Raw genomic sequence first — 14,477 nt, forward strand, 5'->3', positions numbered from 1 at the left:
GTCGCCGCGACCGCCGCCGAGGTCGGCCTGGGCGCGCGGGCCCTGCACCGGCGCAGCCAGCTCCTCTTCGGGTACGGCCCGAAGACGCTCGCCCGCATCCTGCGGATGCGCCGCGCCCTGGACCTGGCTCGCGGCGGCGCGCCGCTCGCCGAGGTCGCCGCCGTCGCCGGGTACGCCGACCAGGCCCACCTCACCCGCGAGGTGAAGGAGTTGGCGGGCGTGCCACCGACGCGGCTGCTGCCGACCGTGGCCTGACCCCCGCGCCCGGCACCACCGGTCGTCGGTGGAACGCCATGGTGGTCACCGGGCTCCGGGCACCTCCCTGGCGTTCCACCCGCCGGCCCCGGTGCCCCGGCTCAGTCGGATTTGAGTGGTGCGAACAGGTCGACGCCGTTGCCGTCCGGGTCGTGCAGGACCGCGTACCGCTGGCCCCAGAACGCGTCCCACGGCGGCAGGTGACCGTGGTGGCCGGCGGCGGTCAGCTCGGCGTACCAGCGGTCCACCTCGGCCGGATCGGCGCAGCGGAAGGCCAGGCCGGCGCGCGGTCCGCCGCTGGCCGGGGTGTAGTCGGGGTCGAAGCTGCGGATCGTCTCCACCGTGTCCCAGGCCAGCCGGACGCCGTTGTCGAGGGTGATCTCGACGTGCGGCTCGTGTTCCGCGCCGGGCGGGACCGCCAGTCCGAGGCGGCGGTAGAAGTCCAGGGTGCGTCCCATGTCGGTGACGACCATCCCGATGAGATCGAACTGCGGTGTCATGCGGCCACGGTAGGGGCCGGTGAGCCGGGTTGTCTTGAACGGATCGGACGGGGGACGAGTGTTCGGTGTGGCCCGCGCGATAAGGACCAGAGGCGTACGGTGGGGCAAGTCCGGCTTAGGGCGGCAAAGCTCCCATATAGGGCCTGGACTCCCATGACTGGCGAGGGGAAGGAAGCAGCCGTGACGCACCTGGCCTACCTGGACGCGGGATCCGGCAGCCTCATCGTGCAGGCGGTGGTCGGCGGGGTGGCCGGCGTGGCGGTGGCCGCCAAGCTCTACTGGCGACGGCTGGTGGCGCGGTTCCGCCGGCAGCCCACCGACCAGGGCTGACCGGCGTGGCGTTTCCCGACACCGCCGGCCTGCGCGCCGAGCCCGGCTCCTTCCGCGATCCCGGCAACCGGGTGTTCCACCGCGCCGGGGAGGTGCTGCGCGGACTCGACGAGCGGTCCGCGCGCGACTGGCGGGCCCTGGCCGCCAGCGACTTCTTCCGGGACCTGCTCGCCGCCCGCCAGGTCTGCGGCACCGAGGAGCTGTTCCCGACCCCGGTCGACGTGCCCTGGGCCGCGGTGCTGCGCCACGAGCGGATCCCGTTCGTCTCACACCCCTACGAGTGGTCGTACGGGATGCTCCGCGACGCCGCGCTGCTGCACCTGGAGGTGCTGCGTGCGGCGCTCGCCGCCGGGTTCACCACCAAGGACGGCTCGGCCTACAACGTGCAGTGGCGGGGCGCGCGGCCGGTCTTCATCGACATCGGCTCGTTCGAGGCGGCCCGCGACGGCGAGCCCTGGGCCGGCTACCGGCAGTTCTGCCAGACCCTGCTCTATCCGTTGCTCGTACAGGCCCACCTCGGGCTGGACTTCCAGCCGTTCCTGCGCGCCCGCATCGACGGCATCGAGCCGGACCAGATGCGCCGCCTGTTCGGCGGGTCCCGGCGCTGGCGGGCCGGCGTGCTCACCCACGTGCACCTGCACGGCGCCATGCAGGCCCGCACCGCCGAGGACAGCACCAGCACGGTACGCGCCCAGCTGCGGGCCGCCGGCTACTCGCGGGAGCTGGCCCTGGCCACCGTGCGCGGGCTGACGAAGCTGGTCCGCCGGCTGGACCACCGGCCGGGGGAGAGCCACTGGTCGGACTACCAGCGCACGTGCGCGTACTCCGTGCCGGACCGCCAGGCCAAGGAGCACTTCGTCGACCGGGCGGTGTACGCCACCGGGCCGGGCCGGGTGCTCGACCTGGGCGCCAACGACGGCCGCTACGCCCGGATCGCCGCCCGGCATGCCGACCACGTGGTCGCCGTCGAGCAGGACCCGGCGGTGGCCGACGCGCTCTACCGCGCGCTGCGCGACGAGGGGGAGGCTCGGATCCTGCCGCTGGTGATGGACCTGGCCGACCCGTCGCCCGGCGGCGGCTGGCGGGGTGTCGAGCGGGCGGCCTTCACCGACCGGGCCCGGGCCGACGCGGTGCTCGCCCTGGCCGTGGTGCACCACCTGGCGATCGGCCGGAACGTGCCGCTGCCCGAGGTGGTGGACCAGCTCGTGGCGCTGACCGTGGCCGGCGGCAGCCTGGTGGTCGAGTTCGTCCATCCGGAGGACCCGATGGCCCGCCGGCTGCTGGCCAACAAGCCGGACGGGCTCTTCCCGGACTACCGCCGGGAGGTGTTCGAGGCGCTGCTCGCGGCGCGCGGGCGGGTCGTCGGCCGCACCGAGCTGCCGTCGGGCAGCCGCACGCTCTACCAGGTGGTGGTGGGTGGCTGAGAGCACGCTCGCGCCGCCGCAGGCGCCACCGGCGCCCCCGGAGCGACCGGGGCCCCGGCGCCGCTGGCGCGGCGAGGTGGGCCGGCTGCTGGAGGTGGTGGCGCTGGTCGGGCTGGTGGTCACCCAGCCCCTGCTGGACGTGCTCGGCCGCAGCCCGGATTTCTTCCTGTTCCACCGCGCCTCCCGGGCCGACGTGCTGCTCCTGGTGGCCCTGATCGCGATCGCGCCGACGGTGCCGTTCGCCCTGGTCGGCGCGGCCGGCCTGGTCGCCGGCCGGCCCGCCCGGACCGCCCTGCACACGCTTGTCGTGGGGCTGCTGCTGGCCGCGCTCGCGGTGCAGGTCGGCCGGCACGTCACGCCGCTGCGCGGCGTACCCCTGCTGCTCGTGGCGGGCGGGGTCGGCGCGGCCGCGGCGGCCGCCCACCGGCGGTGGCGGGCCCTGACCCGGGTGCTCCGGGTGGCCGCAGTGGGTCCGCTGGTCTTCGTCAGCCTGTTCGTCTTCGTCTCGCCGGCCTCGGCGGTCGTGCTGCCCCGGGGGCACGGCGGCGCCCCCGGGGTGGCCGGCGCGGGCGCCCACCCGCCGGTGGTCATGATCGTCCTGGACGAGCTGCCGCTGGTCTCCCTGCTCGGTGCGGACGGGAGGATCGACGCCGCGCGGTACCCCCATTTCGCCGAGCTGGCCGCCGGCTCGACCTGGTACCGCAACGCCACCGGGGTCAGCGGCTGGACCCCCTACGCGCTGCCCGCCATGCTGACCGGGCGCTACCCGGCGGAGCCGTTCGCCCCGCACTACTCGCGGTACCCGGACAACCTGTTCACCGCTCTCGGCGGCCTCTACGACATCAAGGCCGAGGAGAGCATCACCCGGCTCTGCCCGCCCAGCCGCTGCGAGCAGCCGGTCAGCCCCGAGCAGGGACTGGGCGTGCTGGTCCGGGAGAGCGGGAAGCTCCTGCGCCAGGTCACCGCCCCGGTGGACAGCCGGATCGACCCGGAGGACTCCTACCGGGAGCAGACCCGGGCCGAGGCCGGGCTGGACGCCGCCGAGCCGGTGCCGGACGACCCGAAGTTCCGCTGGGACACCCTCGACGACAACCAGCCGGCCCGGTTCACCTCCTTCCTGGCCGGGCTGCGCCCCGCGAACCGGCCCACCCTGCACTTCCTGCACCTGCTGATGCCTCACTCGCCCTGGGTCTACCTGCCGTCCGGGGCGCACTACGCCGCTCCCGAGGACCTGCCCAACGACGGGGCCGGCTGGGTGGATCTGGCGCGGGCCCGGCACCTCGCCCAGCTCGGCTACACCGACCGGCTGATCGGCGAGACGCTGCGCACCCTGCGTGCCAACGGCCTCTACGACCAGGCGCTCGTGCTGGTCACGGCCGACCACGGGGTGAGCTTCCTGAAGGACTGGCAGGGCCGGGGCCTGGACGCCATCACCCACGCGGCCGACCAGGTGTCCTGGGTGCCCATGTTCGTCAAGGAACCGGGCCAGCGCACCGGCCGGATCGACGACCGGAACTGGGAGCACGTGGACCTGCTGCCGACGATCGCCGACGAGACGCACGTGCGGATCCCGTGGCGGATGGACGGGCGCCCGGCCGGTCAGGCCCCGCGCCAGCGGGCCGACAAGCGCTTCTACGACACCCCGGGGCAGCCGCTGACGATCACCGGCGGGGTGCCGTCCCCGCCCGCGTCACCCGCACCGGACCCGCTGGTCGGCACCCACGTGGGGGAGAAACCGCCCGGGGGTACGGCCACCGTGGCCAACCTCGCCGCGTTCCGCGACGTCGACCCCGCGCACGGCGAACTGCCCGCGCTGGTCTGGGGGACCGTGCCCGCCTCGGTGCCGGACGGGACGCGGCTCGCCGTGGCGGTCAACGGCACGGTCGGCGCCGTCGTCCCAGTCGTCCAGCCGGACTCCGCCGGCCGGCGGTTCGCCGCCCTCCTGCCCGACGACCGGCTCTTCGCGGCCGGGGCGAACCGCCTCGACCTCTACCGGGTGGGCGCCGGCGGGGCGCTGACCCGGCTCACCCTCTCGTGATCATCCACAGGATCGCCGGGTAGCCTTCCCAGCCCGGGGTGGTCGCGCTTCCACCGGGTTTCCGAGCCGGCAAGTCGGGAATCGGGTGACGCATACCTCACCACGGAACCATGGCGAGCGGTGTCCTCCCCACCGTGATTACGGTAAAAGCGAAGGCAATTCAACGAAGATCTTGCCGGCGAAGCGAGGAACAGATGACGGAAGTCAAGCTCGACCACCCCGGTGGGCAACTGTCGATGCCGGTGCAGTCCGCGGTCGAGGGGCCCGCCGGGATCGGGGTGGGCAAGCTGCTGAAGGAAACCGGGATGACCACGTACGACCCCGGTTTCGTGAACACGGCCTCCTGCTCGTCCGCGATCACCTACATCGACGGTGACGCGGGCATCCTGCGGTACCGCGGCTACCCCATCGAGCAGCTGGCCGAGAAGTCCTCCTTCCTGGAGGTCTCCTACCTTCTGATCTACGGCGAGCTGCCGTCCCAGACCCAGCTCACCGAGTTCAGCGAGCGGATTCGCCGGCACTCGCTGCTGCACGAGGAGATGCGCCGCTTCTTCGACGGCTTCCCGCGCGACGCACACCCGATGGCCGTGCTCTCCTCGGCCGTCAGCGCGATCTCGACCTTCTACCAGGACAGCCTGGACCCGTTCGACTCCGACCACGTGGAGATGTCCACGGTGCGGCTGATGGCGAAGGTCCCCACCATCGCCTCGTACGCGTACAAGAAGTCGATCGGCCAGCCGCTGCTCTACCCGGACAACTCGCTCGGCTACGTCGAGAACTTCCTGCGGATGACCTTCGGCGTGCCGGCCGAGCCGTACGAGGTCGACCCGGTGATGGCCCGCGTGCTGGACATGCTGTTCATCCTGCACGCCGACCACGAGCAGAACTGCTCCACCTCGACCGTCCGGCTGGTCGGCTCCAGCAACGCCAACCTGTTCGCCTCGGTCTCGGCCGGCGTGAACGCGCTGTTCGGCCCGCTGCACGGCGGCGCCAACCAGGCCGTGCTGGAGATGCTCCAGAAGATCCAGGCCGACGGCGGTGACGTCCGCACCTTCGTGCAGAAGGTCAAGGACAAGCAGGACGGCGTCAAGCTGATGGGCTTCGGCCACCGGGTCTACAAGAACTACGACCCGCGCGCCGCGATCGTGAAGAAGGCCGCCCAGGACGTGCTCGGCCGGATGGCCAAGCCGGACCCGCTGCTGGACCTCGCGATGCAGCTGGAGGAGATCGCCCTCGCCGACGACTTCTTCGTCTCCCGCCGCCTCTACCCGAACGTGGACTTCTACACCGGCCTGATCTACAAGGCCATGGGCTTCCCGACCAAGATGTTCACGGTGCTCTTCGCCCTGGGCCGGCTCCCCGGCTGGATCGCCCAGTGGCGCGAGATGATCAACGACCCGGAGACCAAGATCGGTCGCCCGCGCCAGATCTACACCGGCTACGCCGAGCGGGACTACGTCCCCGCCGAGCAGCGCTGAGCCCGGTCCCGACGGCGAAGGCCGCCGACCCCTCTCGGGGTCGGCGGCCTTCGTGTCGGTACGGGACGGTGCGTCAGCCCACCAGGGAACGGAGCGGGATCCGCGCCTCCCGGAGGGCGCCCACCAGGTCACGCAGGAACGGGTGCTCGTCGGCCTGGAGACCGGCCGGGTTCGGGATCACCAGATAGGCCGAGCCTCCCGCCTCGGAGACCCGGGCGGTGTCGGTGTACCGGGCGACGACCGCTTCGGCGCGACCGCGGTCACCGGCCGCCACCTCGACGGTGATCGGGCGCCACTCGCCGCCCAGGTCGTCCGCCACCGGCCGGGCCGCCGCAGCCGCCCGGGCGGGGTCGACACCGGCCGTGCGCCGGGCAGTGCCGCGGTCCGCCGCCGCACCCGACGGGTAGAGCAGGGCGTTGGCCACCAGGTGCAGCCCGTTCTCGTTGTACGCCCGGAAGAGCGGGTTGAACGCGAACAGCACGGCCCGACCGGCGCCGGTGGGCTCGTCCACCAGTGCGGCCGTGCCCTTCAACACCTCGCTGCGCGTGGTGTAGCCGTTCGCCCAGAAGGTGTCGTCGGACGGGTAGGTGAGGACGTTGGTGCCGGTGCTGCTCGGGGTCAGGATCGAGTCGCTGTTGTTGAACTCGAAGTCCTCGGCCGGGCGGCCCAGCGCGACCGGGCTGCTGCGGTCGACGTCGACCCGCAGGTGCGAACCGATCATCCGGTAGTCCGCCGGCTTGGTCTTCTCCGTCGTGGAGGTGAGGCCGGCGGCCCGGGCCATCCGGGTGCCCTCGTTGCGCAGGCCCAGGTAGGTGTGGCCCTGGGCGATCCAGTTCCGCAGGTTGGCCTGCCCGGCGGCGGTGAGGCCACCGGTCGAGCTGCTGCCGTCCGGCACGAGCAGCACGGTGCGCTCGGTGAACGCCGGGGTGTTGTCGTTGATGTCGGCGGTGGTCACCGGCGTGAGGTCGAGCCCCCACCGCTTGCCGAGCACGTACCGGGCCTCGCCGTGCGAGCCGGAGGTGGTGGAGATGCCGGTGCCCTGGAACAGCCCGACGTCCGGCAGGTCCACCGGGCTCCCGGCGGCCGCCGCGCCGCTCGGGCTCAGGGTCACCCCGAGCGACCGGGCCAGCCGGTCGATCTCCGGGGTCAGGCTCTTCGCGGGGAAGCCCACCACGCTGGTGTCGAGGTCACGGACGAGCGGCACGCCCTGGCCGAGCAGGCGGAAGGTGAGTTCGGCCGCCGCCGCCGAGTCCAGCGGGTATGCGTACGAGCCCTTCGCCCCGGCCGCCGAGGTCTTACCGCCCGAGATCTGCCGGACCAGCTGGGCCTGCGGCCGCACGTCGTCGCCGGTGTAGATGGTGTCCACGCCCATCAGCAGCGGGTTGCTCCAGGACGACACGTCGTAGAAGTACGGGAACGGCACGTACGGGTCCTCGCCCATGATCGCCTGGATCCAGTGCTTCTGCGGCTGGTCCATCGGGATCCAGTACGCGCCCACGGGCACCGTCACGTCGCTCGCGGTGCGCCCGCCGAAGACCCGGGCCGTGGGGACCGTGGTCGGCTTGGTCACCTCGTAGACCTCGACGTCCATCCGGCGCAGCCGCTCGACCAGCTGGCGCACGTCGCCGAGCTGCCGATCGGGGAGCAGGAAGTACGAGCGGATCTTGACGTCCGGCACCGGGAACTGGACGGTGTTGGTCGGCTGGACCACCTCGTTCGGCTCGAGCGTCCCGGCCCGGCCCTCGGCGAGCGCGTCCGTCCAGATCTTGAAGTAGCCGTTCAGCACCTCGCGCTTGTTCGCGGCGGCCCACCCGAGGGTGGACCACTGGGTGTGGAACTGCTGCTGGACCCGGTCGGCCACGGCCGACGCGCTGCCCTTCTCGAAGGTCATGCCGGCGGCGCCGAAGCCGGCGGCCGGAACCGTGTCGCCGTAGCCCATGAAGAACAGGTCGTACGTCGAGTAGTTGAAGTAGCACTCGGTGGTGACGGCGCCGCCGCAGGCGCCGTTGAAGCCGAAGCCGGCCTTGTTGGCCTCGCCGATCCGGTTGATCCAGTCGACGTTCTCGCTGGAGATCTCGTGGTGGATGGGGTCGGCGTTCGGCGGGAAGAAGTACTGCCGCCCGCCCATCTCGTGCGCGTCGATGAACACCTGCGGCGGGTACTGCCGCAGGAGTTCGATCTTGCCGTCGGTTTCCTGCTGGGTGCGGGCGAACCAGTCCCGGTTCATGTCGAAGCCGTACTCGTTCTGCCGCCGGCTGGCGTCGCGACCGTCCGGGTTCTGCGTCGGCACGATGACGGTGACCAGGTTGTCGTTGCGCTCCGCGACCGCGCAGGACAGGCCGGAGGCCAGCTCGTAGAGCGTCTTGAGCGCGGCGTCCGTGCCGCTCTTCTCCCCGCCGTGCACGTTGGCGGCCACCCAGACGATGGCCGGGCGGTCGGTCGCGGTCTCGGCGGCCTTCTTCGGCTTGGTCCGGCGGGGGTCCCGCAGATCGCGGATGTCATCGGCGATCTGCCGCAGCGCGCCCGGCCGGACGTGCCGCTCGTTGGAGACGATCGCGTACGGCAGCGGCTGGCCGAGCACGCTCGTCGCCATGACGCCGGTGACCACGCGGTCGGAGGCGGCGTCGACGGCCTTCAGGTAGCCACGGACCTCGTCGTTGGTGACGACCCGCTCCTGGCCGGTGCCGAGCGGGAAGCCCAGCGCCGACTCGGGGCTGGGCACGGCGGACAGCCGGGCGGCCGGGTCGTTGCTGCAGTCGGGGGGCGTGGGGGCGGCGCCGGCCGGCGCGCCTCCGAGCAACGGCGTCAGACCCGCGAGCAGGAGCAGCGCGGCGACGCCGGCCGTTCTCTTCGTACGGACCGTCCTGAGCGGACGCTTCGACAGGCGCATCGGGATGCCTCGTTTCACTCGGCGGAGATCGACTGATCTGGATCGAAACGTATGACCTGCGGTTTTCCTGGGCAAGACTCGTTCGTGCGGTCAGTGGGCGCGGTGCCCGCCCTCGCCGCCGGTGGTGGGCAGGCTGCCGAGCACGTGGTTGATGATGTGGATCCGGGCGTTGGCGACCCGGTAGTCGGCGCACACGGTGTCGGCCTGGTCGGCGAGGCGGGCGGTCCCCCCGCCCCCGGTCACCGTCACCGTGGTGCCGGCGAGCGTGGTGACCTTGCCGGCGGCCACCAGGTCGGACAGCGACAGCGACCCGGCGACGAGGTGTTCGCGGAGCAGGCCGCGCAGCTTGTCCCGGTCGGCCACGAGCAGGCGGTCCAGGTCGTCGTCGGAGAACTTGGCCACGAACGCGTCGTCGGTCGGGGCCAGGATGGTCACCCCCGAGGCGCCGTGCAGGTCGGCGGCCATGCCGGCCGCCCGCACCGCCGCCTCGAACGTGGTGAGGACGGGCAGCCACTGCAGGGCCGCCTCGGCCGGCTGGCCGGTGAGGGACGCCGGGTTGCCCGGCTCGCTGCCGGAGGGCAGCAGGTCGCACAGCGGGCCGCTCACGACGGCTGCCGCCTTCGGTGCGGCGCCGGCCGGGGCCGGCGCACCGGTGCCGGCGCCGGAGCAGCCCGTGCCGGTGAGCGCCACGGACAGCGCGACCGCGGCGAGCGCGGTGGTCCGTCGCCGGCGGGCCGGCCACCGGAGCCGGGGGAGAGATCGGGATCGCGGGGGGATGACGGGCCGTTCCACGGCGTTCTCCGGTCGGTCAGGTCGTACCGGCAGGCCCGGGAGGCCGGACCTGCCGGTACGACGATCAACGGGTCAGAGGCTCGCGCACTGGCCGCTCTTCGGGCCCTCCACGGAGTTGCTCAGCCCGAGGTTGACCGGTGCCTGGGTGTTGCCGCCGCAGCTCAGCGGGCCGGTCACGGTGTTGGCCGCCACCAGCGGCGCGTCACCGCGGTTGCCCGACACGTCGACCGGGCCGGTGACCTTGGCGTCGACGACCACCACCGGGCCGCTGGACTGCGCGATCCGCAGCGGGCCGTCCACCGTGGTGTCGGTCAGGAAGACCCCGGCCGCGCCGCTGGCGTCCACCGGGCCGGTGATCGACGAGCCGGTCGCGATCAGCGTCCCGCCGGGCCGGACCCGGACCGGACCGGTCACCGTGGCGTCCCGCAGGCAGGTCACCCCGGAGACCACCAGCTGACCGCTGCGGTCGCCGGTGACGGTCGGGAACAGCCGCTCGCCGTCCACCAGCTTCTCGACCCCCTGCCCGTCGAGCAGCAGCGGGATCAGACCCCGCTCGGGCTGGTTCAGCGGCACCACGTACCCGTCGGCGACCTTGACCACCTTCCAGCCGTGCGCGGCGAGCCGCTCCGCCACAGTGGTCCGCTGGCCGGCCGGGCCGTCGGTGCGCTCGCCGTGGTACTGCTCCTCGGTGAGCCGGTAGGCGCACGGCACGTCGGTGAGGATCTGGTCCTCGCGCGGGGCGTCGAGCGGCGGCGGGGCCTCGCCCGGGTGCGGCGACGGGTGCGCCGGGATCGGCCGGGAGCCGCGGAAGACGATCCGGCCGGTGTTCGACACCTGGAAGGTGATCGCGTCGGCCCGCGCCGAGGTGATCTCCTTGAGGTTCGCCCGGTGGTAGTCCAGGAACTGCTGGAACGTCCAGAGGGCCGAGAACGTCTTGCGCCGCCGGTTGTTCGCCGTGTTGCCCTCGTCCGGCCGGGTGGTGCCGCCGGAGCTGCGCAGCTCCAGAAGGGAGTTCACCACGTTCTTGAGGCCCAGCGTGTTGCGCAGGATGGTCTCCTCGCTCAGCCCCACGTTCCCGCCGCCGTTGCAGCCGTACGGGCAGGGCCACCAGCCGTCCTTGGCGCCCTGGCTGTACATGTGCCCCTCGATCATGTGCTGCGACTCGTCGAAGATCGACTGGGCGACGTTCTGGTGCCGCGGCGGCAGCATCGGCAGGTCGCCGGCGCTGGAGTTGCCGAACTCGTGGCCGTCGTAGCCGGCCACCGGGCGGTAGTCCCGCAGCATCCGCACCAGCGAGAGGGTCTCCGGCTGGCGGACCAGCGAGTAGTCCCGGTTGAGGTCCTGGCCGGTGGAGTTGCCCCGGGTGTTGGCCGCCCGGCCGTCACCGTTGATGGTGGGCACGATCAGCACGGTGGTGTGCGACAGCAGGTCCAGCGTGCGCGGGTCGTTGCTGAAGGCCAGCTGGCGCGCCATGATCAGGCAGGCTTCCCGGTCACCGGGCTCGTTGCCGTGCACGTTGCAGTTGACCATCAGCGGCGACGTCGCGGCCACCGCCTCCGGGGTGGCCGGCGGGGTGGGGTAGCCGATCACGAACATGTTGATCGGGCGGCCCAGCGCGGTCCGGCCGATCTCGGTCACCCGGACGCGGTCGCTCAGCTCGTCGACCGCGGCCGTGTACGCGTACTCGTTGACGTCGCTCGTGTACTGGGCCGCGAGGGTGGTCTCCCACTGGGTCCGGAGGTTCTCGCCCGGCACCGAGGGGTCGCCCCAGGGGGCTGTGGTGGTGCCGGCCACCGGCGCCGAGTACGCCTCGGCGGTGGTGCCGACGCGGGCGCGGACCCGCCACTGGAAACGGGCGCCCGGGTTGAACCCGGCGTCGGCGAAGGTGGGCGAGGAGTTGTTGATCTGGCGGTTCGGCCGCCAGACGCCGGTGATGACCGCCGGTCCGGTCGCCGTGTCGTCGGCGGCGACCGGCGTGCGCTCGATCTGGTAGTCGGTGGCGCCGTCGACCGGCGTCCAGGCGAGGGTGGCGTAGCCGTCGCCCTGCACGACCGTCAGGCCCTGGACCTGGTTCGGATCGGCCGGGTCGGCCTGTGCGGGCAGGGGCCCGGCGAACACCGCAAGACTGCCGGCCAGCAGGGCGGCAAGGAGGGCCGTCGTCCGTCTGTCTCTCATGAAAGCTCCAGAACAGGTGGGATGACTCGGGTCCGGACAGCACACGCGAGTCGGCCCGTACATGGTCGACGGTCAACGATTTCTTGAGGTTGATCTGAGGATCGGCGGATCAGTCCGGCCGGAGCCGGTAGCCCACCCCGCGGACGGTCTCCACCAGGCCGGCCTCGTCGAGCTTGCCCCGCAGGGCCGCGACGTGGACGTCGAGGGTGTGCCCGGCGCCCCACGTCGTCTGCCAGACGTCCATGAGCAGCCGCTCCCGGGGCACCACCGTCCCGGCCTGCCGGGCCAGCGCCATCAGCAGCGCGAACTCCTTGCGGGTCAGGATCACCTCCCGGTCGCCGAGCCAGACCCGCCGGGCGTTGAGGTCCAGCCGCAGGGCACCGACCTCCAGCGCCGCCTCGATCCGGGAGGCGCGTGCGGCACGGCGCATCACCGCCTCGATCCGGGCCTGCAACTCCGCCATCGAGAACGGCTTCACCACGTAGTCGTCCGCGCCGGCCCGCAGCCCCGCCACCCGGTCCCGCTCGTCGGCGCGGGCGGTCACCGCGATGATCGCGATGTCCTCGTTGTGCCGCCGGATCTCCCGGCACAGCGCCAGGCCGTCCCGGTCGGGGAGGTTGAGGTCGAGCAGCATGAGGTCGACGGGCCCGGCCCCGATCGCCTCCGACGCGGTCGTGGCCGTGATGACCGAGTTGCCCCGGCGGCGCAGCGCGGAGGCGAGCGCGGACGCGACTCGGAGATCGTCCTCCACCAGAAGCACCCGCACCGCGTCTCCTCGGACCTCGTTGTCACAGGTTCACGCGAGTCTGTCCGATCCGCGTGGCCCGCGACCAGTCCCGACGGAAGATCACGACCGGACGATCACGCAGGTCGACCCGTCGGGCCGACCCCGTGAGGCGTCACGTCCGATCGCGGTCTCGGCAACTTACCGTTCGCAGGGAACGCCAAGTGGCCAGGATCCGCCCCGCGCCCACCTCAGAAGTTGCTCGGCGCCTTGAGGTGGAGGGGGAGGAGGAACGCGGCGGAGGCCGCCAGGTCCCGGTCGAGCACGTTGTCGCGGGGCACGAAGATCATCGCCCGGCCCTCGCCGAGCACCACGTCCTCCTGCGTGGCATCGGTGGTGCCGTGGAAGGCGTGCATGGTGACCGTGTGCGGGAAGCCTTCCTCGTACGGCCGCGGGCCGGTCCAGAGGGGACGCAGCTCCCCCGCGGTCAGCCCGGTCTCCTCCAGCAGCTCCCGGCGGGCGGCCTCCTCCGGCGTCTCGCCGGGCTCGATGCGCCCGCCGGGCAGGGCCCACTGGTTCGGGGAGACGGGCGCGTGCTCGTCGCGGTGTTGCATGAGGACCGCGCCCGAGGCGTCGACGAGCAGGACGATCGCCACTTCATAGCTGCCCATTGGCGGATCATGCCATGCGGATTCCCACCGCTTCGTTCCTGAGCCACGACGGCCACCGTCCCCGGTGGGATCGGCGGCCGTCGCGGTTCGGGATCAGCGCAGGCCGGCGGCCGCCAGCAGGTTGCCCTCGGGGAGGACGGGCAGGGCCCGGCCGGCGGTCATCCGCTCCTCGGCGCGGGCGGCCGTGAACGCGGCGTCGCCCGCGATGGCGGCGGCGTACGCGGCGGCGGTGCGGGACGCGATGGCCGACCAGCCGTACTGCTCGTGGACCATGGTGCGGGCGCGCCGGGCGAGCAGCCGCGCCCGGTCCCGGTCGGACAGCAGCGCGTGCACCGCCTCGGCGAGGCCGTCCGGGTCCTGCGGGGCGAAGGTCACCCCGGTGACGCCCGGCTCGACGATCTCGGCCAGGCCGCCGGTGCGGGACACCGCGAGCGGCGCTCCGGCGGCGGCCCCCTCCAAGGCCACCATGCCGAACGGCTCGTAGATGCTGGGCACGGCGAAGCAGTCCGAGGCGGCCATCACGGCGGGCAGGTCGGTGCCGCCGAGGAAGCCCGGCATGCTCACCGTGCCGTCCAGCCCCAGCCGGTGCACCTCGTCCTCCAGCGTGGCCCGGTACGGCCCGTCGCCGACGATCACGGCGCGCAGCCCGGGGTGCCGGTCGCGCAGCCGGGGCAGCCCGGCGAGCAGGTGCTGCACACCCTTCTCGTAGACCAGCCGGCCGGCGAAGGTGACCAGCGGGCCGCTCCCGGCGAACCGGGCCCGGGCGGCGGCGACCGCCGTTCCGGGCACCCGCCAGCGGTGCGGCTCCACCCCGTTGGGCACCACGTCGACGCGGGCGGCATCCACCCCGAACAGCGCGCCCACCTCGTCGCGCATGTAGCCGGAGCAGACGATCACCCGGCCCGACTCGGTGGCCAGCCAGTGCTCGACGCCGTGGATGGTGCGGTTCATCTCCTCGGGCAGCCAGCCCTGGTGCCGGCCCGCCTCGGTGGCGTGGATGGTGCTGACCAGCGGCACGTCCAGGTGCTCGCGCAGGGTCATGGCGGTGTGCGCGACCAGCCAGTCGTGCGCGTGGATGACGTCGTACGCGCCGGACTCGGCCGCGCGCAGGGCGGCCCGGGTGAGGGTGTGGTTGAACGCCATGGTCCAGGCCAGCAGCGAGCCGGTGGCGAGGGGGAAGGTGACCGGGTCCTCGGCGGC

Annotated in this window: 12 protein-coding genes; 5 read left to right on the forward strand and 7 right to left on the reverse strand. The window is 72.9% G+C overall.

All coding sequences use genetic code 11. The features are described from left to right. Positions 1-255: helix-turn-helix domain-containing protein (locus tag ABZW14_RS33880; protein ID WP_355355230.1), on the forward strand; the 255-nt coding region annotated here is incomplete at its 5' end. Positions 256-356: 101 nt separating this feature from the next. On the opposite strand, the gene ABZW14_RS33885 is transcribed toward ABZW14_RS33880, so the two are convergent. Beyond that, on the reverse strand, positions 357-755 hold the full coding sequence (locus ABZW14_RS33885) for a VOC family protein (protein WP_355355233.1): 399 nt from the start codon (positions 753-755) through the stop codon (positions 357-359). 180 nt (positions 756-935) lie between these two features. Between ABZW14_RS33885 and ABZW14_RS33890 the strand changes: the two genes are divergently transcribed. The 4 genes from ABZW14_RS33890 to ABZW14_RS33905 all read left to right on the forward strand — a co-directional run bounded on the left by ABZW14_RS33890 (position 936) and on the right by ABZW14_RS33905 (position 6,025). Then, a complete protein-coding gene (locus tag ABZW14_RS33890; protein ID WP_167364301.1) occupies positions 936-1,085 on the forward strand; it encodes a hypothetical protein in 150 nt (49 codons plus the stop codon). Continuing rightward, positions 1,082-2,509 carry a class I SAM-dependent methyltransferase gene (locus tag ABZW14_RS33895; RefSeq protein ID WP_355355260.1) on the forward strand — a complete coding sequence of 476 codons (1,428 nt, stop codon included), beginning with the start codon at positions 1,082-1,084 and terminating at the stop codon, positions 2,507-2,509. The genes ABZW14_RS33890 and ABZW14_RS33895 overlap by 4 nt, the downstream gene beginning before the upstream one ends. After that, the gene (locus ABZW14_RS33900) at positions 2,502-4,547 is read left to right on the forward strand and encodes a sulfatase-like hydrolase/transferase (RefSeq protein WP_355355236.1); all 2,046 of its coding nucleotides are present in this window, start codon (positions 2,502-2,504) and stop codon (positions 4,545-4,547) included. Before ABZW14_RS33895 ends, ABZW14_RS33900 begins: the two co-directional genes overlap by 8 nt. 194 nt (positions 4,548-4,741) lie before the next feature. Then, complete coding sequence (locus ABZW14_RS33905) at positions 4,742-6,025, forward strand: citrate synthase (RefSeq protein WP_355355239.1); 1,284 nt, start codon at positions 4,742-4,744, stop codon at positions 6,023-6,025. Positions 6,026-6,098: 73 nt separating this feature from the next. Here the strand turns inward: ABZW14_RS33905 and ABZW14_RS33910 are convergent, their stop codons facing one another. The 6 genes from ABZW14_RS33910 to ABZW14_RS33935 form a co-directional block, all read right to left on the reverse strand. After that, a complete protein-coding gene (locus ABZW14_RS33910) occupies positions 6,099-8,915 on the reverse strand; it encodes a M14 family zinc carboxypeptidase (protein ID WP_355355242.1) in 2,817 nt (938 codons plus the stop codon). 90 nt (positions 8,916-9,005) lie between these two features. Further along, the gene (locus ABZW14_RS33915; protein WP_355355245.1) at positions 9,006-9,707 is read right to left on the reverse strand and encodes a fasciclin domain-containing protein; all 702 of its coding nucleotides are present in this window, start codon (positions 9,705-9,707) and stop codon (positions 9,006-9,008) included. Positions 9,708-9,779: 72 nt separating this feature from the next. Then, the gene (locus ABZW14_RS33920; RefSeq protein ID WP_355355248.1) at positions 9,780-11,882 is read right to left on the reverse strand and encodes a M14 family zinc carboxypeptidase; all 2,103 of its coding nucleotides are present in this window, start codon (positions 11,880-11,882) and stop codon (positions 9,780-9,782) included. A gap of 109 nt (positions 11,883-11,991) precedes the next feature. Further along, positions 11,992-12,648 carry a response regulator transcription factor gene (locus ABZW14_RS33925; RefSeq protein ID WP_355355251.1) on the reverse strand — a complete coding sequence of 219 codons (657 nt, stop codon included), beginning with the start codon at positions 12,646-12,648 and terminating at the stop codon, positions 11,992-11,994. A 209-nt stretch (positions 12,649-12,857) separates the two neighbouring features. Continuing rightward, a complete protein-coding gene (locus ABZW14_RS33930) occupies positions 12,858-13,277 on the reverse strand; it encodes an NUDIX domain-containing protein (protein ID WP_355355254.1) in 420 nt (139 codons plus the stop codon). Between the two features lie 93 nt (positions 13,278-13,370). Beyond that, positions 13,371-14,477: glycosyltransferase family 4 protein (locus tag ABZW14_RS33935; RefSeq protein WP_355355257.1), on the reverse strand; the 1,107-nt coding region annotated here is incomplete at its 5' end.

The organism is Micromonospora sp. NPDC004551 (assembly GCF_040609975.1).
Taxonomy (GTDB): Bacteria; Actinomycetota; Actinomycetes; order Mycobacteriales; family Micromonosporaceae; genus Micromonospora.